Here is a 20,562-nt window from a genome sequence, read left to right as displayed (position 1 = left end):
TCATTAAAGGAAAAGGAGATATTTTTGGGACTTTTAAAACTTGCTTTTAGACGCAGTTCGATTAAACAATTTACGGAAGCCGATGCCCATTTAAAAAAGGTACTTGATACGAAGGATTTGGTTGCTTTGGGTATCGGAACTGTAATTGGAACAGGAATATTTATTTTGCCGGGAACCGAAGCGGCCACTCATGCCGGCCCTGCGGTGGCAATTTCTTTTTTGCTGGCTGCTATTATTTCCGGTATATCGGGGATGGCTTATTCAGAATTTGCCAGTGCTCTGCCAGTTGCCGGATCGGCTTATTCCTATGGCTCGGTTATTTTTGGGCAGGTCGTCGTCGACTGGTTTCTTGGCTGGTCTTTGATACTTGAATATTTCTTGGCGACTTCGGCCGTTTCTGTCGGTTTTTCATCTTATCTCGCAGGTTTGCTTCAAACGGATCATATTAGTGGCTTTAATTCCATTTTGGCTGGTCCGATGGAAGGCGGAATTATTAATTTGCCGGCTGTAGTTTTGTTATTGGTGATTCTTGGTATTCAAATAATCGGTTTATCAACGACTCGCTGGGTCGAAAATGTTTTTGTTGCGATTAAACTGGCTATTTTGGCAATTTTTATTATCGTTGGTTTATTTTTTATTAAATCAAATAATCATGTTCCTTTTTATCCAAAAGAATTTCAGACCGGTGCCTTTGGATTATCGGGAATTTGGATGGCTACCTCGGGGATTTTCTTTGCTTTTATTGGTTTTGATACTCTCGCTGCTCATACTGCGGAGGTTAAAAATCCAAAAAAACAGGTGGCTCGCAGAATCATTTATACGGTCATCGTAGCGGCGGTACTTTATACCTTGTTTGCAATTGTTTTGACTGGAATGGTTAATTATACGAAATTAAATGTCAGCGATCCGGCTTCGTTTGCCTTTACTTTCGTCGGTCAAAAAGGGTTGGCTTCGGTGATTGGAATCGGTTCGATGATTGGCATGTTTACGGGTGTTTTAGCCTTGGTGTTTGCTTCTTCTCGTTTAATTTATTCTTTTGGTCGCGATGGTTTGTTACCAAATTTTATTGGGAAAATTTCCGGTAGCCAACATGTGCCCTTTAATGCGCTTCTGATTGCTGGTGTGGTTGAAATTATTTTGGCCGGCTTTGTGCCTTTGTCCTATCTTGCTTCTCTAATCAATGCAGGTACCTTGGCGGCTTTCACATTTGTTAATTTTGGTATCATACCGCTCCGCCATCGGACAGATTTACCAAATGAAAACGGTTTTCGGGTACCTGGTTATCCAATCATTCCAATTATTGGTGGTTTAACAAGTTTCTTTTTTATAACTCAGTTAGAGACAAAAACCTTGGTAATGTTTGGCGTCTGGACATTGGTTGGTTTATTGATCTATTTCACCTATGGAGTTCGTCATTCAATGGTTAAAGAAAGCAAATTTGACCAGTCAATAATTAAAGAAAATAATGCTTGAATTTTCATTAGATATCATGTTAAAATGATATTTTGTTAGTGCCCTTTGGCCAAGTTGGTAAGGCAATGGCTTCTGGTGCCATCATGCGCTGGTTCGAGTCCAGCAAGGGCAATAGTTAATTAAAGCTGGCATGTTTAAGTAAAGACATGCTAGTTTTTTAATACACAAAATAAATAAAGTGCAACGTGTGTTAGCAATTTTTGCTTAATAATTTGGATCTTGACAAACTCCTGATACAAGGTTGTATATAAAGTTCAAAAATAAAAAATATGCTGTTTAATTGTTATGGTTTTGCGCCCCGTCGATTGCTGATCTTTATCTTTATTTAAATTAAAGACACCGTTGATCAATTTCACAACTGAAAATGGGAGATAACGTTATTTTAGACAAACAAGATCGTCCGATTTTCAAAATGTATAATGAGAAAGGGATAAGAGTTATTTTTAAATAAAAGGAATTAGCTTTTTAATATTCAGTGGATCTTGGAGAATCAAGATTTCATTATTTTTTATTCGAGACAGATTGTTATATGTTGCTTTTTTGACAATAAAAGCTCCCGTTAACAAAGTTTTTTATTTTTATATCGGTAATTATTGGGTGTGCTTTAAGGTCTAATCTGTTAATCAATATGTTTATTCAATTATTTATTATCTTTTTAACAATTATTGGAATATTCTTCTTAAATCGTTCCAGCTTATTTAAAAATCGTTCACAATATTTTCGAATAGCTGCCATGTCAATTATTTTCCTGACGGCTTTTATTAGAATATTTCGCTATAGTTCGATAATGGGACTTAATTTGGACGAAGCAATGGGTGGCTATAATTCCTGGAGCTTGGCCCACTACGGTGTTGATTCGGCTTTAAATCGTAACCCTGTCTATTTGTATGCTTGGGGCACGGGCATGAACCTTCTTTATCCCTTGATCAGCGTTCCTTTTATAAAATTGATCGGGCTTAGTTTGGTCGCTTATCGTTTACCGATGGTAATTCTCAGCATCGGATCGATTTTTTCTCTTGTGGTTGGAATGCTGATGTATAAATTACCGAACAGATTGATTTTGCTGAGTTTGGCAACCGTTTTTCTTAGCCCTTGGTCAATTATGGCTAATCGTTGGGGCTTGGAGAGCAATCTTTTCCCAATTATTTTCACTTTTGCTGCTTCGGCCTTTTTGCTTTTTTTAAGTAAACAGGCAAATCATCCGAAACAAGCAAAAATGTATCTCTATATCTTTGCTTTTTTAATTGCTCTTAGCGCTTATGCTTATTCGAATAATTGGTTTATGCTGCCGTTTTTCGTTTGCGGGATTTTTGGATATTTATATCTAAAGAAAAAAGCGTCTCTTAAAAGCCTGTCGGCACCTGCTTTTTTGATCTTGTTGATCATTTGGCCACTTTTATTATTTGCCAAAATTAATTATTTTTCGGGGAAAACATTCAAAATATTATCTTTGACGATCCCAAAACTTTCAAGCAGTCGTAGCAATTCGGAATTAATTATTGGTCATGGAAATATTTTTTATTCGATTTCGAATAATATTTTCAAGTTTATTAAGCTAATGGTGACTGGGAATGATCATCTTATCTGGAATTCTTTACCTCAAATCGGTATTTTATATCCTTTTATGTTTATATTCTGTATTGTCGGTATTGTAATTGCTTTTAAAAAACGCAACGATTGGGATAACTTTATGTTAATTTCTTTATTATCCTGTTTCCCAATTGTCATGATTATTAAAATCAATGCAAATCACTTGAATGCGTTAATGTTGCCGATTTTATATTTTGAGGCGCTCGGTCTTTATTATTCGCTAAAAGGGCCGATCCTTAAGATGGCATTCACAATAGTTTTTTCTCTTTATTTTGTTACTTTTTCTTTCTTTTATTTTCATGCCGATCAAACTTTGCTAACACAGGGAAGGACCTTAACACCCTCGATTTTGGGCAAAGCGATTCGATTTGCCAATAAAAGCAAAGCGAAAAAAATTTATATCACTTGTCTGCCGAAGGGTGGATATGTGATTCCACGCTTTTATTGTCCAATTAGTCCGGTTGCTTTTAATAAAGAAAAACCCAATGTTACTTTTAAAACTGAATCGAATTATAAATCTTATGGCAAGTGGTATTTTAAGCAACCAAAAAAGATGAGCAATAATTCTGTCCTGATTGTTAAAAAGGGTCAAAAACTTCACTTCAGGCTGAGAAATAGACACAAGAAAGATTTCGGGCAATATCGTGTTTACTACTAAAAAAGTTGGTTGAAAATAATATGGCTATAAAAAATATTAAAGAAAAAGAACTTCAACGCGAGTCGGAATTTGAAAAAAGAATAATTGTCTTTTCTTTTTTAGTCATGTATTTGTTGGCCGTCTTTTTTATCAGCAGCGTTATGGATGTTCGACGTTTTAATATTCCCTGGGCTTTAGAGATTCCAAAAAATTATTTCAACATTTACAGCAGTAAAATTCACCCGTTAGTTAACTACCCACCTTTAATCCCTTTGATATTAGGTGTAATTGGTTCCTTCTTGAACTTCGTTCATATCTCGCTGGGTCTGAGAGGATTACCTTTTTATTTTTTATGTAACGGTTTGGTAAAGCTACCTTCCTTGATTGGCACTTTTGCCTTTATTACTTGGCTTAAAAAAGAACGGTCTTCATTCAACGGAAATAATTGGCCTTTGGTCTTACTGTTTCTTTGTTCACCGGCTTTGTTTCTCAATACCACTGTTTGGGGGCAATTTGATGTAATCAGCGTGATTACGCTGATTTTGTCTTTTTATTACTTGGAGAATAAACATGTTGAACTTGCATCTTTTTGGATGGCGGTCTCATTATTATCGAAACTTCAGGCAGTCTATTTTTTCCCAATCTTTGTTTTATTCCTAATCATTCACTATAAACTTCTTGATTATTTGAAATCTTTTATTACCGGCAGTCTGACTTTTCTTGTTCCTTGGTTTCCTTTAATGATTATTAATCATGACTTTTTCTTACCGATTAAATTATATTTAAATGGAAGCGGCCGTTATTTAGCTATTAACGATCATACTTTTAATTTTTGGTCGGTTTTTTATCCTTATTCGGTTAAATTGCTGCCAAAAGTTAACGACGTTTTTGCTTTCGGTCTTACTTTTAAGAATTTGAATTTTCTGATCTTGTTGATCATTCTTGCGATAATTTTCTTAATGATTTTGCGTTTTCATTTCGATTTGAATGAAGCTTTATTAATGTATTCGTTATGGATTTTTACTTTTACAATGCAACAACATGAGAGATATGAAATCCCAAGTCTTGCATTTATTTTCCTGATCCTTATTTTAAAAAAGGATCGTCAAAGCAATTTAGCTTATCTACTGATTTTTGGCGCTTTGAATATTTTAATTTTCTTTAATCAGTTGAATGTCTATTTGTCCCACGCGGCTGAGATTTCTTTTGGCAGTATTTTTGTACTCATTGCTTCAATTATCTCGGTCTGTTTAACAATTACGATTTCTGTCTACTTAGTATTCAAAGATAAATTGGAAACAAATTAATTAATAAAGTTTTTTCCGGCCAATATATTTTCAGATTTATAATATCTTAAAAATAGATTCGCTTAGATCATAAATTTGCTATTTAAAAAACTGTTGCGATTACAACAGTTTTTTTAGGCACAAAATTCATTCAATAAAAATACAAACATCAAATGTTTTTTTAAGTAGGTATTAAAAAAATATGGGTTTAATTCTTTGATAATCGCAACTCATTTTTTAAGATAATTTCTTCTAAATAGTTGCTATACTTGGGTTTTTAAATCTTGTTGTTTTTTGTAAAACTTGACAAGCGTTGGATATTTATGGTAAAAACAACACTAATAATTTAAATTTGTAAGTTTTAATTTAAGGGGAGGAATTAATTAATGTGGCAACTGAAAAAATTTTAGACGTAAGGGATGTTAGCACGGCCTTCAAAATCGATGGCCATTTTTATGATGCCGTCACTCACGTAAATTTACAAATAAAAAAAGACGAGATTCTTGCAATTGTGGGTGAATCCGGTTGTGGAAAAAGTACTCTGGCTACAACGATTATGGGTCTGCATGATCCGGCAGAAACGAAAATTTCCGGTGAAATAGACTTTGAAGGAACCAATTTGGTTGGATTGCCTGAAGACAAATACAACAAGATTAGAGGAGCCAAAATCGGCATGATCTTTCAGGATCCTTTGTCATCATTAAACCCGTTAAAAAGAGTTGAAGATCAAATAAAAGAAGTGATGGACTATCATACTGATCTGTCTTCCGAAAAGAAGCATGCTCGAGTAATTGAGCTGCTTAGTCAAATGGGAATTGTTAATCCTGAACGGACCGCTCATCAGTTTCCGCATGAACTTTCCGGTGGAATGCGGCAAAGAGTGGTCATCGCAATTGCAATCGCCTGCAAACCGGATCTTTTAATCGCTGATGAGCCGACAACTGCTTTGGATGTTACGATTCAGGCTCAGATTCTGGATGTTTTGTTAAATATTCAAAAAGAAAATCATGCCGGAATTGTTTTGATTACCCATGATTTAGGTGTTGTTGCTCAAACAGCTGATAAAGTCGCTGTTATGTATGCCGGACAAATTGTTGAATATGGTTCGACAAAACAAATTTTTAAAACACCAAAGCATCCTTATACGCGGTCTTTATTACGTTCGATACCACAGTTGGGCGGCGAGAGCGATGATTTATATGTAATTTCCGGTAATGTTCCTTCGCTGCAAAAAATGCCCGCGAGCGGAGACCGTTTTGCTTCCAGAATTCCATGGATTCCAGCTTCCGATCATGAAAAGAATCCGCAGATGCACGAGGTAAGCAGTGGTCATTTGGTTCGTTGTACCTGTTATAAGAGTTTTTATTTTCCTGATCAAAAGAAAAAGAAGGTCGCAAATGAGCTTAATTGAGATTAATAATTTAAAAGTTCATTATCCGATTCGTTCAGGTTTTTTCAATCGTGTTACCGACTCGGTCAAAGCAGTTGATGGAATTAGTTTCAATATCGAAAAAGGGCAAACATATGGTCTAGTCGGCGAATCAGGATCGGGAAAATCGACAACCGGGAAATCAGTTGTCGGTCTTGAGAAAGTTACTAGCGGTTCGATTCTCTACAACGGCGTCGATATTACCAGTGAAAAAAACCGAAAAAAATTGAATTATAACCGCGATGTACAAATGATTTTTCAGGATTCTCTTTCAAGTTTGAATCCAAGAAAACGAATTGAGGACATTATTGCCGAACCATTAAGAAATTTTGAGCATTTGAGCAAGAATGAAGAAAAAATGCGTGTCCTTCGTTTACTCGACATCGTTGGTTTGAGTGTAGACGCCTTGTATCAATATCCTCACCAGTTTTCCGGTGGACAAAGACAAAGAATCGGTATTGCCAGAGCCGTAGCTACAAATCCAAAATTGATCGTTGCTGACGAACCAGTCTCTGCCTTGGATCTTTCTGTTCAGGCCCAAGTTTTAAATTTTATGAAAAAAATTCAAAGAGAATTCGGAATCACATACCTGTTCATTTCTCATGATTTGGGTGTTGTTCGCCATATGTGCAATAACATCGCAATCATGAACAAGGGAAGGCTGGTCGAAGTCGGTAGTCGTGATGATATTTATAATCATCCTTTACACATATACACGAAACGACTACTGGCTGCAATTCCCCAAATCGATGTTGATCATCGGGAAGAGCACCGTGAAAAAAGGCTTCAGATTGAAAAAATATATCAGGAACAGTCCTCGAAATATTATGATCAAAATGGTTTGGCTTATCCACTAGTTAAAGTTTCTTCTATGCATAGTGTTGCTTTGCCACCTCAGGAAGCCAAGAAATATTCAGAAAAAGAGGTGGAAGTATAATGTGGAAAACAATTTTACGCAGGATTTTAATAATGATACCGGAAATTATCATATTAAGTATTATTGTTTTCCTGCTTGCTAAAGCAATGCCCGGAGATCCCTTTACCGGATCAATCAACCCGCGCGCTGGAGTTGCACAAATTCATCATTTGATGGAAGTAAACGGTTTGTACGATCCTTGGTACCAACAGTATTGGAATTGGGTCGTTCACTTATTCCATGGAAATCTGGGTGAAAGTTATCAATATAACGAACCTGTCACACGCATAATCGGTCAAAGAGCTGTCAATACTTTATGGCTATCTTTGTTCACGGTGGTATTGACTTACTTAATTGCTTTGCCGATGGGGATTTATGCCGGACGTCATGAAGGAAAATTGCCGGATACGGTTATCCGTTTTTACACTTATGTGACCTATTGCATTCCTTTTTTCGTAATCCTGGTTTTGGGGATCTGGATTTTTGGCTATGTTTTAGGTTGGTTCCCAACAACTGGATCGGTTTCTCCGACCGCTAATGGCACTTTTGCAACGATCGGATCAAGATTCTATCATATGCTTTTGCCTGGCATACTGGGAGCTTTGTTTGGAACAGTCAACATTGTTCAGTATTTGCGTTCTGAAGTTGTCGATGCTAAATCCTCCGATTACGTTCGGACTGCACGGGCGAAAGGAGTTCCGATCAACGATATATATCGGCACCATATTTTTAGGAATTCCTTACTACCGATTGCAGCTTTTGCTGGTTACTCGATTACCGGATTGTTAAACGGCGCTATTTTTACCGAAAGTGTTTTTTCCTATCCTGGAATGGGATTATTATTTGTAAATTCTATTTCTTATCGTGATTACACGGTAATAACTGCACTGGTATTACTATTTGGAATTCTTAATATCTTTGGGACCCTTCTATCAGACATAATTTTGAGCATAGTGGATCCTCGGATCAGGATCGAATAAGGGGGTAAAGGAGATGAAACAAACTGGTGAAAATTATGAAGAAATCTCAACTGAAGATTTAAAACGCTTATCAAAACAAGCTGAAAAAGAGGCAGCGCCATCGGCTGGACGAATAATTTGGAATGAATTCAAAGCCGACCGTCCGGCTTTGATTGCCTTGGTAATCGTTGTGGCCTTTATTCTCTTTGTTGTAATTGCATCTTTATTTATCAATACATCAAAAATGATGGAAACCAATATTTTGGATTATTTCGATGCTCCTTTTAAAGATGGTTTTCTTTTAGGAGCTGATGCCGGTGGTCGTTCGATTGCCCAACAATTGATTGTCGGTTCGAGAAATTCAATCGGAATCGCTTTGGGGTTGACTGTGATTTCCTCGACTTTCGGAATTGCTTGGGGGCTTATTTCCGGATATTTTGGCGGTTTTGTCGATTGGGGCATGCAGCGTGTCTATGATTTTATGATGATGCTGCCAATGACGATGATGATTATTGTCATTGTGACAATAATCAATAACTACAATGCAGTAACTTTGACATTGATTTTTTCCTGCTTTTATTGGTTGGGGACTTCCAGACTGATTCGCTCGCGAACACTTGCAGAATCTAAAAAAGACTATGTTGCTGCTTCGATTACTTCTGGTACGAATCCTTGGAAAATTATTTTTCGAGAAGTGATGCCGAATATTTCCTCTTTGATTATTGTCGATACGACTTTATCTTTCGCCGAAAACATTGGGGTTGAAACTGGTCTTTCGTATTTGGGATTTGGGTTACCGGCTCAAACACCCTCCTTGGGAACTTTGATTGCGAATGCCAATGATCCGAACAATATTACCGAATATTGGTGGACTTGGTTTCCTGCAGCTTTAGAGATCATTATCTTGTGTTTGGCAATTAGCTATATTGGCCAAGTTGCCAGACGTGCTGCTGATTCTTCGCAACGCAAAAGCAACAAATGAAAAATCTGTCATTTAAGGAGATGATGCCAGCTGAAAAGTTTTTTAAAAATGAGTCAATTTACAACATAATTTTGAAGAGTTAGTTTACTTATAAAAAAATATTTGTGGGAGGTAATAGTGAGTAAATCTAAAAAAATTACCCTTTCGGCAATGGCAGTTTTATCGGCTGTTGCGTTAGCCGCTCATCCGGTCAGCGCTAAGAGCACTTCTGGAACAGTCAGTTTTCCGTCAGCATATAAGAACACCAGTGCTGCCAGTAAAAGTGCCAATAATAAAAGTACCTTAAAGGTTGCAGAACCTAACGATTCGCCTTTTGAGGGAATTTCTGATCCGGTATTAGCATCAAATGCAGAAGATGCCGATGTGTTTGCACCTGGTGGATTGGATACGTTATTTTTTAACGATAAGAACTATAAAATAGTTAATGGCGGACTTGCCAACTTAAAATTAGACCGAAAGGCCAAGACGGCAACAATTACGATCCGCAAAAATGCTAAATGGTCAAATGGAATGGCCGTGACAGCGAAAGATGTTGAATATGCATACGAAGTAATCGCCAATCCGAATACTACTTCACAACAATATTCTTCTGATTTTGCGACCATCGAAGGTATGACTGCTTACCACGCCGGCAAAGCTAAAACGATCTCCGGATTCACTTATCCGGATGGACAGAATGGTAAACAAGTTGTAATTCACTTTACCAAGATGTCCCCAAGCATGAAATATGCCGGTAATTCTTTCATTTGGGATTCTGTTGAACCATATGAATACATCAAAAATGTTTCAATTGCAAAACTGGCTTCGTCAAGTCAAGTACGTAAGAACCCTATTTTTACTGGTGCCTACAAGCTCGACAAAGTAGTTGAAGGAGAATCGACAACTTGGTCTCCTAACAAGTACTATTTTGGCAAAAAGGCAAAAATCAAGCATATTGTAATTAGTGTCGTTTCTTCTAGCAACGTTGACAAGGCTATCCAGTCAAAGAAATATGATTTCACTTCACCTAATGGCGTTATGCACGGAACCGATTATAAAGAACTGAAAAATCTTAAAGATTATTCAGTCATCGGTCTGCCGGAATTGGGTTACGATTACTTTGGTTTTAATGTCGGCCATTACGATACTAAGACACAAAAGAATGTCATGGATAAAAACAGTAAAATGGCAAATCGCAGTCTCAGACAGGCAATGATGTATGCTTTGAATTTGGATGCGGTTGAAAAGAAGTTTGGTTATGGTGTTAGTTGGCGTGCCAATACACTCCTTCCACCAGTCTTTAGCAAATACTATAATAAATCAGCTAAAGGTTATCCATTGAACATTAAAAAAGCCAATGAATTGCTTGATAAGGCTGGTTATAAGAAAAAGGGCAAGTGGAGAGTACGCCCTAACGGAAAACCATTAACAATTTACTTTGGTGCAATGCAGGGAACTTCCGCTCAACAAGCCGAATATCAAGATTACTTGCAGCAATGGCATAAAATTGGTCTGAATGTCAAATTGGCTACAGGCAAAGAAATGGAAATGAATAGTTTCTATGATACTTTGGAAAAACCAAAACAAAGTAAAATCGATGTTTATGCCGCAGCTTGGAGCCTATCTTCCGAACCGACACCAACACAAATTTACGGTGAGGATGCACCTTATAACATGGGTCATTTTGTTTCAAAGGAAAATACCAAGTTAATGAATGAAATGAATGGAAGCAAGGCTTGGACTGAAAGTTATCGAGTTAAAGTCTTCAAAAAGTGGCAGGCATATATGAACAAAGAAGCCGCTTATGCTCCAGGCAGCTTTAGTTATACATGGGCTCCTGTTAACCATCGTGTTAAAGGATACAATGTCAGTCCTTCTAACAACGAATTCTGGAGTAATTTGTCACTTACTTCGTCTAAGATTAAGTAAGCTGCCGAGCATTAATTCGATAGTTTACAATTATTGATAAAGTAAAAGATATAAGTTTAGATGCAAGACGAGAACGTAGTTCTCGTCTTTTTATCTGAATTTTTTTATATTTATAAGTTAGCCTAAAAACTCCCGATTAATTAATCGGGAGTTTTTAAGTAAAGATTCAAATGATTGAATATTTATTTTATTGCTAATTTTTGTTTGGAAATATCCAAGCGGTGTTCGAAATAAAAATAAGTAGTAACTATTACATAACAAATTGTTGGAACGATAAATGATAATTGCATCGAACCACTGATATCGGAAACCAGCCCCTGAATTGCCGGGATAACGGCTCCACCAACGATTGCCATTACTATAAAGGCGCCAGCTGTTTCTGTAAATCTCTTGTCCTCGACTGTATCCAAAGTGTGGGCATAGATTGTTGGCCATTCTGGTCCGAAAAAGAAACTTGTTGCAATTGCCGCATAGACAGCAGTCATGTTTGTAACCGTAGTTGTTATCAGCAAAGCGATAGTACCGAGAGCGGAAAAAACAGTCAAAACTTTTGTTACGGAAAAGCGGTTCATTAGTAGGTTGGCAACGATTTTTCCGAAGAACCAAACGGCGTAACTGTAAATCATAAAGGTACTGGCATCGCTATCGCTTATCGAATGATTCAGATCAAGTGCCAAACGAATTGTAAATGACCAAACTGTCGTTTGCATGCCGACATAAAAGAATTGTGCCATGACACCTTTTTTAAAGCGAGAATTCTTTGCCAGATATACTAGCGTTTCTTTTAGACTCGGGCTGCTTTTCTTATCTTTACTTGTACTGATTGCTTTTGATTTCGGCATTGGTGTGAAAGCCAAAATAGCGAGCATCAGAACCAAAGCAAGCAGGATGTATTTATAGGGTTCCAGCGTTAGCTGAAGCATCTTTTCGCCATAAGCCAGTCTTTGAGCACCATGCATATTTTTCATTGTCTCTGACAAGTTTCCGACGGAACCGAAGATCAAATATTTTCCCAAAATAATTCCCATCATATCGCCCAGTGGAACCAGGGTTTGAGAAATATTCAGCCGGATATTTGCTTGTTTTTTAGGTCCAAGCATCGAACTGTAAGTATCACAGGATGTTTCCAAGAAACTTAGACCGATTGCGATCGCGAAAATAGCAACGAGAAACATGCTGTATGTTGCCATGTTCGATGCTGGGAAAAATAATCCACAGCCGACAATGTAAAATACCAAACCGGTCATGATCGCAAATTTATAACTATTTTTTTTGATGATTAGTGAAGCTGGTATTGCAATTAAGAAGTAGGCTCCATAGAAAGCACTTTGTACAAAAGCTGTCGAAGCATCGTTCAGTTGGAAAACAGTTTTGAACTGGGTAATTAAAATATCATTTAAAGATGCTGCCGCTCCCCAAAGCGGAAATATAAGAGAAACGATTACGAATTGGAAAATGGGTGTTTTATCCAAATATCCATCGGATAACTGAATCCATCCATGTTTTTTTTCGACTGCTGTTGATTCCATAATTTTAAACCTCCATGATTTTTTTAAGTTGAATTAAAAGACTACGCCGGATTCCAAAATAATATTTGAAAATGCTGTCATCTCTCCCGTTCTGATAAAGGCATGCGTTTTGGCAAGATCTTTTTTTAATTCGGAATGAGGAACAAATTCTATTTCGACATTTGGCATCAGTTGTTTGATTGCCTGCAATTGTTCCGGATTTTTTGTTTTTATTTCATCTGCTAGATAGATTTTTTGGACTTCTAATTCTGTTAACACGTTCTTTAAAACATCGATAAAACTTGGTAAATTTTTCGTCAGAGCCAAATCGATTTTTTTTGTTCCAAGCGGAACCGGCATTCCGGCATCGCCGATTCCCAGCCAATCCATGTGTCCCATTCCGGCAATTACACTTGATATCTCTGAATTAATAACTGTTGTTTTTTTCATATTGAATTTCAATTTCCTTTTTAATTATTTTTTAAAGAATGACCGAATAAATTTAAATCAGTTTTTAACACTTTCATAGTTCTTCTCTGCAATTCTAATTTCGTTTAGAGTTGGAATAGAAGGTTGGGCTCCCAGTCGCTGAACTGTTATTGAACTGGCGCATTGAGCAAATGATATAGCGGATTTAATGTTTGACAAATCTTTTTTCAGCTGCGAACTTAGTGCGCCGATGAAGGTGTCTCCGGCGGCTGTTGTATCAACTGCTTTGACATGATATGCGGATACTAATTCACTTTTTTCTTTTGTAGAATAAAAGACCCCTCTATCGCCGATTGTGATAATTAAATTATCGATACCCATTTTTGAAAATGCTTTTGCGGTTTCAATCATCGACTTTTCATCGGTAATTTTTATGCCGGTTAAAACTGTACTTTCTGTTTCATTTGGCACGATTAAGTCGGTTAAAGTTAATAAACTAGAATCGATTTTGGACGCCGGCGCAGGATTCAAAATAGTTGTAAGACTATTTTCTTTTGCTATTTCGAAAGCTGCTTTAGTAGCATTTTGCGGGGTCTCGAATTGAGATATTAAAAAATCCGAATTTTTGATGTTGTCGCTTATTTTTTTAATATCTTCTGGACTTATTTTTTGATTTGCGCCTCCATATACTAAAATGCAATTTTGACCATTCTCGTCTAATAAAACAGTTGCTGTGCCAGTTCCTACTGTGTCATTGACCGTAATCGGCGAAACATTGATGTGATCATTTTGAAGCGAGTCAATCATGAATTTTCCTAAATCATCATGACCGATTTGCCCAATCATTGTTGTTTGAGCACCTGAACGGACGGCGGCTACGGCTTGATTTGCTCCTTTTCCGCCGGCAGCAGAGCTTTTATCTAAAGTTTCTAGTGTTTCTCCAGGATTTGGGAAACGCTTTATTTTTAGAATAGTATCAACATTTAAACTGCCTAAAACTATTACCTTATTCACAAGATCAACCTCTTTCTTATCCAAGATGAAATTCGTAAAAATTAAGTAAAACGCTTTACTAACTTTATCAATTAAATAGTCTAGCATTGTTTGAAAGTGTTTTCAATAATTTTTTTAATTCGGTAAAATATAAATCAATTTATTGATTGGATTATTTGAGTCTCTGATTTTTTTAAAAATTTAGGTGTATATATATTTGTATGGAGAAAAATTTACAGAACGAACTTAAAAAAGAAGCCGCCATTCGGGCAGCTGAATTTGTTGAAAACGATACTGTTGTTGGCCTAGGTACTGGATCAACAGTCAAGTTTTTGGTTGATGAGTTGGGACGGAAGGTTAGAGAAGAAAATTTATCCTTTACCGGAGTGACTACTTCTAAGAGAACTGCTTCTCAAGCGGAGTCTTTGGGAATTAAGATTGTCAGTCTTGATTCAATTCCACGGATTGATCTGACGATCGATGGAGCCGATCAGGTTGATAATAATTTCAATGGGATCAAGGGTGGGGGAGCCGCTTTGCTGTGGGAAAAAATCGTTGCCACAAATTCTAAAAAAAATATCTGGATTGTCGACCAATCCAAGCTGGTCGACAGAATTGGAAGCTTTCCGCTTCCGGTTGAAGTTATTCCCTTTGGTGCTTTACATGTCTTAAATAAATTCGAAGAGCTCAATCTCAATCCGGTTTTGAGATTGACGGAAAATGGAAAGAAAGTCATGACTGATTCCCAAAATTATATTATCGATTTGCATTTAAATCAGATTATTGATCCGGCCAAGCTTTCCAATCAATTGATTAATACAGTTGGCGTGGTTGAGCATGGATTATTCTTAAATGTAGTCGATAAGGTTGTTGTTGGCAAAAAAGGCCAACCCCTCATTCTGGAAAATCCCGATAAATAATCAAAGCCAAAAGTATTTATATATTTTTTTGTTTTTTGTTTAATCTTCGTCTTCTTTTGTGTGTATAATTATGCAATTTAATTTTCATTTTATGAAATGAGAAGGAAGGAGATTAAAAAACACTGGGATTGATTAATTTTAAAAAACGGACAAACGTATTGCTATTGGGAAGCTTGCTTTTGGCTAGTATCGGAAATGGTCTATTTATACCGACTGTGGCCAGTGCCAAAACAAATCCGACACTGTATTTCTCGATGCCGACTGATTTGACAACGATGGATATGGCTTTAATGACCGATGCTTATGCCGACCAGATTGCGATTAATGTTCAGGAAGGCTTACTCAGTCGAAATGCCAAAGGCCAAGTCAAGGCTGGATTGGCTGAAAAATGGAAACATAGTTCTGACGGAAAAACTTGGACTTTTACTCTGAGAAAAGGTCTTAAATGGTCAAATGGTGACAAACTGACTGCTTCGGATTTTGTTTATGCTTGGCAAAGAGTCGTTAATCCGAAAACTTCCAGTCAGGCGGCTTACAAATATTCTGGAATTAAAAATGCCGACGAGATTCAGGCCGGGAAAGCGAAGGTCAGTTCACTTGGAGTCGTGGCAAAAAATGATCGAACTTTAGTGGTAACGCTGGATCATCCAATGCCGCAATTTGAATTGGAGATGGCCTCTCAATCATTCTTTGCTCAAGACCCAAAGGTCGCTAAAAAGTATGGTAAACAGCTTGGAACGGCCTCTAATAAGCAGGTTTACGATGGCCCTTATAAGTTAACCGGTTGGAATGGTACTAACGGAAAGTTTACCTTGGTCAAGAACGAAAACTATTGGGACAAAAAACATGTTAAAACTGATAAAGTCGTTGAAACGGTCGTCAAAGAACCAACGGCTGCAATTGGTTTGTACAAAAGGGGAAAATTGGATCTAGCTCCATTGAGTTCTCAACAATCGGTTACAGCTAATAAAAAACGGTCTGATTTTAAAAAGTATTCTGGGGATGCGGTTTATTATCTCGAATATAATCAAACAGGCAAAAATAAGGGACTTGCCAACAAAAATATCAGGCTCGCCTTAAGTTATGCAATTGACCGGAAGGCCGTTGCTAACGAGATATCCGGTGGTATGTATACAGCGGCCACGAGTCTCGTTCCGGAAGGTGCCGGTGGCAAGACTTCAACTGGTGAGGATTTTGCAAAAGCGGCCAAAAAATATACTGGGAAATATTATAAATACAATATGAAAAAAGCCAAAAAACTTTTCAAGACCGGTTTGAAAGAGGCTGGTTTGAAAAGTTTGAAGATTTCGGTTGAAGCAACCGCTGAAAGTCCTGTGTCGAAGCCTGAAGTTGATTATCTTCAACAAACTTGGCAGAAACTCGGTAATATAAAAGTTACGGAAAAATTCGTTCCATTCAAGCAAAGGCTACAGGATCAACAGAACCAAAATTTCGATGTAATGGTTGCTGGTTGGTCCTCTGATTTTGCCGAACCGACTGGTTTTCTGACTTTATTTACTAATAACGGAACCAATAATGATGGCAAATGGATTTCAAAAGCTTATACGAATGCTTTTAATCGAGCAATGGACCAAGATGCTTTGAATACCAAAGCTCGGACGAAAGATGAAATCAGTGCCGAAGTTGCTCTTGCTAAAAATGCTGGAGCATCACCGGTTTACTGGAATGCTTATCCAAGTTTGGTTAATCCGAAGTTAAAAGGATTACAAAATTTTAATTCTGGTGATTCATTCTATTATAAATATGATTATCTTAAGTAAATAAAAAACGAGCTTCTAAATTGAAGCTCGTTTTTTTATTCCGATTTAATGTAATTAATTCCGTCTTCTTTAGGAGCTTTTGTTTTTCCAAAGAAGAGGGTCAAAACAATGATTGTTAGAACGTAAGGGAAAATTTGCAACCAGACGGCAGGAATATTTTTAATAACTGGAATTTGAGTCCCGATTACCGATAATGATTGCGAAAGGCCGAAAAACATCGAAGCCAACATGGCTCCAATTGGGTTCCAACGGCCATAAATCATTGCTGCCATTGCAATAAAACCTTGGCCGGCAATTGTTGAATTGGCGAAGTTCAAAGCAATCGATTCGGCGTAAAGCGCGCCACCGATTCCTCCAAGGAAACCTGAAATCAATACGCCTTGATAACGCAAACGAGCAACATTCAAACCTAATGTATCGGCAGCTTGTGGGTTTTCGCCTACCGAACGAAGACGTAAACCGAAACGAGTTTTATAAATCACATATGAAGCGAGAATCGATACCACGATTGACAGCAGCGCTGGATAGCTTGTATTTTGAAAGAAGAGTTTTCCCAGAATTGGAATTTTATCCAACAGAGGAATATCGGAATAACCAAAGCTCTCATTAATTTGATTAGTCTGACCTTTTCCGTAGATTACTTTGATTAAAAAAACACCAAGAGCTGGGGCGATCAAGTTGATAACCGTACCAGAAACGATGTGGTCTGCTCGCAGGGTAACAGTAGCTAAAGCGTGAACCCAGGCAATTGCCAGCCCGATCAGCGCTCCGACCAATAGGCCAATCCATGGCGTTAAACTTCCAAACTGATCGGCAAAGGTTAGATTAAAAACGATTGAGCTGAAAGCACCCATGGTCATAATTCCTTCCAGACCAACGTTGACAACACCACCATGTTCCGAGAAAGCACCGCCGACAGCTGTAAAAGCAAGTGGAGCGGAATAAATAATCGTAGTGCTGATTAATAGTGCGAGAATTGATAGAAAACTCATGCTTCCAACTCCTTTTGTTCTTTTTTGCTAATCTTTTTTTGTTGCTGCTTTCCAGCGCCGGGGCCTTTTCCTTTATTCGAAGACGCTTGATCGGCTGATTTTATTTTTTCGATCATTAAATCGATTAGATATCCGGTTCCAACAAAGAAAATAATCAACGCAATTACGATCGCGACGAGTTCGGTAGGAACGCCTGATATATTTGGCATTCCCGCTCCTCCAACGGTTAAAGCAGAGAAGAGAGCGGCGGCTAAAATGACTCCAATAAAGGATCCCGATCCTAATAAGGCAACCGCCATACCATTGAAGCCTGTCTCGGGGGTTGAATTCTGGACAAAAACATTCCCATAATGTCCTAATCCTTCTGTGACACCGCCAAGGCCCGACAAGGCTCCGGATAAAGTCATCGCCCAAATTTGCGTGGCTTTTTCATTAATACCGGCATATTTGGCTGCATCGGCATTTTTTCCAACAGCATCAATCGAAAAGCCTAAAGTCGTTTTCTTCATCACAAACCAGATTAAAAGAGTTGTAATCAGAGCGATAAAAATTCCGGCCGAAATCGATGATTGGTTGGTTAGATCCGATAACCATTTCAAACCGATTCCACCATGATTTCCGACTTGATTGCTGGAATCAACCGTTTGTTTGATCGAGTTAGGAAAGACAGCTGTAATGGCATCATTACCAAGGTATAAGATTACATAATTCATCATTATTGTGATAATAACTTCTGAAGCTCCGAACCTGGCCCTTAAATAACCGGGAATGAAACCGGAAATTGCGCCGATCACAACTCCGAAAGTTGTTGCGCCAATGATTATCAAAAAATCAGGTAAATGGGGGAAAGTCAGTGCGAACCAGACACTACCGACCCAAGCTCCGAAAAGTTGACCAGACATTCCAATATTGAAAAACCCTGCTTGTTGAGCAATCAAAAAAGATAATCCGGTCAAAATCAAAGGAGTCATTTGCGAGAAAATTTCACCAATGTTTTGTGGCGTCCCAAAAGCGGTGCTGATTAAAGAACCATAGCCGGAAAAAGGATTATATCCGAAAAAGAGCATAATGATTGCTCCGGCGATCAGGCCGAAGACAACAGAGCAGATGGCAATGATCGTTTTGTTGTTTCTTGATTGCATTATTTAACTCCTGCCTTATTTTTGTTTTTGCTTGCTTCCAGTTCTTTTCTAGCACTCTTCAAGCCGACCCCGGTCATCATCAAACCAAGTTCTTCTTTGGTTGTGTCTTTGGTGTTGACAACGCCGATAATTTTTCCGGACGATATAACCGCAATTCTATCAGCCAGATCCAGAATTTCATCAAGCTCGAAGCTTATGAGCATAACTGCTTTTCCAAGATCTCTCTGTTTAATTAATTGTTTGTGAATGTATTCGATGGCTCCGACGTCAAGACCACGCGTCGGTTGAGCAGCAACAATCAGTTTGGAATCACGCGAAAGTTCTCTTGCGACGACGGCTTTTTGTTGATTACCGCCTGACAAGGATCCAGCTGGTTCATCGATCGAAGTCATTTTGACATCGAATTGTTTAATTAATTTTTTGGCATGATCGGCAATTGCTTTTCCCTGAAGAATTCCCATTCTGGCATATGGTTTTTCGTAGAAATTTTCAATCACCATATTGTCAGCAAGCGGCATATTGATTTCTAACCCATGACGCAGGCGGTCTTCTGGAATATGGGAAGTACCGGCTTTGATTATTTTTCTTGGTGTCTTATTGGTAATATTCTTGCCGTCTAAAATAATTTCTCCGGATTGTGAGTGTGTTAAGCCGGTAACTGTTTGAACCAATTCTGTCTGACCATTGCCGTCGATTCCGGCGATACCGATAATCTCGCCAGCACGAATATCGAGAGAGAGGTGATCGACTTTAGTAACATTTTCTGCGTCTTTAACGACAAGATCGTTGATTTTTAAAATATCTTTGCCTGTTTTGGCTGCTTTTTTCTCAGTTGTAAAAGAAACTTTTCTGCCAACCATTTTTTCTGCCAAAGTTATTGCAGAAACATTCTTTGCATTAAAAGTTTCAAGCGATTTTCCTGATCGGATAACGGTAACTCGATCTGCTGCCTGACGAATTTCTTCGAGTTTATGAGTTATTAAAATGATCGCTTTTCCTTCGGCGGCCAAATTCTTCATTGTCGCGATCAATTCTTGAATTTCTTGGGTAGTTAAAACAGCTGTCGGTTCGTCGAAAATTAAAATATCGGCTTTTCGATAGAGAGTTTTTAAAATTTCAACACGTTGTTGTTGACCGACTGAAATATCGGTTATCAAAGCATCTGGATTAACTTTTAATTTATATTTATCGACAAGGGCTTGGATTTCCTTTTTTGCAGTCTCGATATCCAACGATGCCCCCTTGGTTTTTTCGGCACCAAGCATAATATTTTCCGTCACTGTAAAGGCATCTATCAGCATAAAATGTTGATGGACCATTCCAATTCCAAGCTTGGAAGCTGCCGCCGGATTTTTGATCTTGACTTTTTTTCCTCGCAAAAATATCTCGCCGGATGTTGGTTGCAACAAGCCCGACAAGATATTCATTAAAGTTGATTTTCCGGCGCCGTTCTCACCAAGCAATGCATGAATCTCACCGGCTTTTACCTCGAGATTAATATCATCATTGGCAGCAAAATTGCCAAATTTTTTGACTATATGTTCCATTTTAATTGCCGGAATTTTTTCTTTTATTTGCTCCATCATTTTTCCTCAAGTCTCTCCATACTATGTAGGC

At 37.8% G+C, this 20,562-nt stretch carries 16 protein-coding genes and 1 tRNA gene; 11 read left to right on the top strand and 6 right to left on the bottom strand.

The genetic code is table 11. From position 1 onward, the window contains the following. Positions 1 to 24: 24 nt before the first annotated feature. The 9 genes from J3U91_RS08425 to J3U91_RS08385 all read left to right on the top strand — a co-directional run bounded on the left by J3U91_RS08425 (position 25) and on the right by J3U91_RS08385 (position 11,180). Entirely contained in the window at positions 25 to 1,473 is a 1,449-nt protein-coding gene (locus J3U91_RS08425; protein ID WP_002819442.1) for an APC family permease, read from the top strand. Positions 1,474 to 1,512: 39 nt separating this feature from the next. Continuing rightward, positions 1,513 to 1,585: transfer RNA gene (locus J3U91_RS08420), tRNA-Gln, on the top strand. Between the two features lie 516 nt (positions 1,586 to 2,101). Continuing rightward, complete coding sequence (locus tag J3U91_RS08415) at positions 2,102 to 3,721, top strand: hypothetical protein (protein WP_002819440.1); 1,620 nt, start codon at positions 2,102 to 2,104, stop codon at positions 3,719 to 3,721. 20 nt (positions 3,722 to 3,741) lie between these two features. Continuing rightward, positions 3,742 to 5,007, top strand: a complete 1,266-nt coding sequence (locus J3U91_RS08410; protein ID WP_002819439.1) for a membrane protein — start codon at positions 3,742 to 3,744, stop codon at positions 5,005 to 5,007. 367 nt (positions 5,008 to 5,374) lie between these two features. Then, on the top strand, positions 5,375 to 6,397 hold the full coding sequence (locus J3U91_RS08405; protein ID WP_002816398.1) for an ABC transporter ATP-binding protein: 1,023 nt from the start codon (positions 5,375 to 5,377) through the stop codon (positions 6,395 to 6,397). Continuing rightward, on the top strand, positions 6,384 to 7,352 hold the full coding sequence (locus J3U91_RS08400; RefSeq protein WP_002819438.1) for an ABC transporter ATP-binding protein: 969 nt from the start codon (positions 6,384 to 6,386) through the stop codon (positions 7,350 to 7,352). Before J3U91_RS08405 ends, J3U91_RS08400 begins: the two co-directional genes overlap by 14 nt. Further along, positions 7,352 to 8,311: an ABC transporter permease gene (locus tag J3U91_RS08395; RefSeq protein ID WP_002816400.1), complete on the top strand. Its 960-nt coding sequence runs from the start codon at positions 7,352 to 7,354 to the stop codon at positions 8,309 to 8,311. Before J3U91_RS08400 ends, J3U91_RS08395 begins: the two co-directional genes overlap by 1 nt. A 13-nt stretch (positions 8,312 to 8,324) precedes the next feature. Beyond that, the gene (locus J3U91_RS08390) at positions 8,325 to 9,272 is read left to right on the top strand and encodes an ABC transporter permease (RefSeq protein WP_002819436.1); all 948 of its coding nucleotides are present in this window, start codon (positions 8,325 to 8,327) and stop codon (positions 9,270 to 9,272) included. A gap of 117 nt (positions 9,273 to 9,389) precedes the next feature. Further along, positions 9,390 to 11,180, top strand: coding sequence for an oligopeptide ABC transporter substrate-binding protein (locus J3U91_RS08385; RefSeq protein WP_002819435.1), 1,791 nt, complete (start codon positions 9,390 to 9,392; stop codon positions 11,178 to 11,180). A gap of 182 nt (positions 11,181 to 11,362) precedes the next feature. On the opposite strand, the gene fucP is transcribed toward J3U91_RS08385, so the two are convergent. Genes fucP through rbsK form a run of 3 tightly spaced genes read right to left on the bottom strand, consistent with a single transcriptional unit; the run spans position 11,363 to position 14,131 of the window. Beyond that, positions 11,363 to 12,709 (bottom strand): L-fucose:H+ symporter permease, encoded by a 1,347-nt coding sequence (fucP, locus tag J3U91_RS08380; RefSeq protein ID WP_002819434.1) that lies wholly within the window; start codon positions 12,707 to 12,709, stop codon positions 11,363 to 11,365. A 33-nt stretch (positions 12,710 to 12,742) separates the two neighbouring features. Continuing rightward, positions 12,743 to 13,138: a D-ribose pyranase gene (gene rbsD / locus J3U91_RS08375; RefSeq protein WP_002819433.1), complete on the bottom strand. Its 396-nt coding sequence runs from the start codon at positions 13,136 to 13,138 to the stop codon at positions 12,743 to 12,745. A 57-nt stretch (positions 13,139 to 13,195) separates the two neighbouring features. Then, entirely contained in the window at positions 13,196 to 14,131 is a 936-nt protein-coding gene (gene rbsK / locus J3U91_RS08370; RefSeq protein ID WP_002820888.1) for a ribokinase, read from the bottom strand. A gap of 200 nt (positions 14,132 to 14,331) precedes the next feature. Between rbsK and rpiA the strand changes: the two genes are divergently transcribed. Then, positions 14,332 to 15,030: a ribose-5-phosphate isomerase RpiA gene (gene rpiA, locus J3U91_RS08365; RefSeq protein ID WP_002816560.1), complete on the top strand. Its 699-nt coding sequence runs from the start codon at positions 14,332 to 14,334 to the stop codon at positions 15,028 to 15,030. A gap of 179 nt (positions 15,031 to 15,209) precedes the next feature. Beyond that, on the top strand, positions 15,210 to 16,811 hold the full coding sequence (locus J3U91_RS08360) for a peptide ABC transporter substrate-binding protein (protein WP_002820887.1): 1,602 nt from the start codon (positions 15,210 to 15,212) through the stop codon (positions 16,809 to 16,811). Between the two features lie 35 nt (positions 16,812 to 16,846). On the opposite strand, the gene J3U91_RS08355 is transcribed toward J3U91_RS08360, so the two are convergent. The 3 genes from J3U91_RS08355 to J3U91_RS08345 are packed head-to-tail and all read right to left on the bottom strand — an operon-like array spanning position 16,847 to position 20,528. Continuing rightward, positions 16,847 to 17,803 carry an ABC transporter permease gene (locus J3U91_RS08355; protein WP_002819430.1) on the bottom strand — a complete coding sequence of 319 codons (957 nt, stop codon included), beginning with the start codon at positions 17,801 to 17,803 and terminating at the stop codon, positions 16,847 to 16,849. Next, the gene (locus J3U91_RS08350) at positions 17,800 to 18,945 is read right to left on the bottom strand and encodes an ABC transporter permease (protein ID WP_002819429.1); all 1,146 of its coding nucleotides are present in this window, start codon (positions 18,943 to 18,945) and stop codon (positions 17,800 to 17,802) included. Before J3U91_RS08350 ends, J3U91_RS08355 begins: the two co-directional genes overlap by 4 nt. Continuing rightward, entirely contained in the window at positions 18,945 to 20,528 is a 1,584-nt protein-coding gene (locus tag J3U91_RS08345; protein ID WP_002819428.1) for an ABC transporter ATP-binding protein, read from the bottom strand. Before J3U91_RS08345 ends, J3U91_RS08350 begins: the two co-directional genes overlap by 1 nt. Positions 20,529 to 20,562: the final 34 nt, after the last annotated feature.

The organism is Oenococcus oeni (assembly GCF_020510245.1).
In the GTDB taxonomy this organism is placed as follows: Bacteria; Bacillota; Bacilli; order Lactobacillales; family Lactobacillaceae; genus Oenococcus; species Oenococcus oeni.
Note: the sequence above shows the minus strand (reverse complement) of the source record. Positions and strands in the feature narration are given on the sequence as shown.

Bases quoted from the DNA above. Each gene is read 5' to 3' on its own strand.
- J3U91_RS08350 (WP_002819429.1), bottom strand. From the start codon at position 18,945: ATGCAATCAAGAAACAACAAAACGATCATTGCCATCTGCTCTGTTGTC.
- J3U91_RS08400 (WP_002819438.1), top strand. From the start codon at position 6,384: ATGAGCTTAATTGAGATTAATAATTTAAAAGTTCATTATCCGATTCGT.
- J3U91_RS08355 (WP_002819430.1), bottom strand. From the start codon at position 17,803: ATGAGTTTTCTATCAATTCTCGCACTATTAATCAGCACTACGATTATT.
- J3U91_RS08390 (WP_002819436.1), top strand. From the start codon at position 8,325: ATGAAACAAACTGGTGAAAATTATGAAGAAATCTCAACTGAAGATTTA.
- J3U91_RS08410 (WP_002819439.1), top strand. From the start codon at position 3,742: ATGGCTATAAAAAATATTAAAGAAAAAGAACTTCAACGCGAGTCGGAA.
- rbsD (WP_002819433.1), bottom strand. From the start codon at position 13,138: ATGAAAAAAACAACAGTTATTAATTCAGAGATATCAAGTGTAATTGCC.
- J3U91_RS08395 (WP_002816400.1), top strand. From the start codon at position 7,352: ATGTGGAAAACAATTTTACGCAGGATTTTAATAATGATACCGGAAATT.
- rpiA (WP_002816560.1), top strand. From the start codon at position 14,332: ATGGAGAAAAATTTACAGAACGAACTTAAAAAAGAAGCCGCCATTCGG.
- fucP (WP_002819434.1), bottom strand. From the start codon at position 12,709: ATGGAATCAACAGCAGTCGAAAAAAAACATGGATGGATTCAGTTATCC.
- J3U91_RS08415 (WP_002819440.1), top strand. From the start codon at position 2,102: ATGTTTATTCAATTATTTATTATCTTTTTAACAATTATTGGAATATTC.
- J3U91_RS08345 (WP_002819428.1), bottom strand. From the start codon at position 20,528: ATGGAGCAAATAAAAGAAAAAATTCCGGCAATTAAAATGGAACATATA.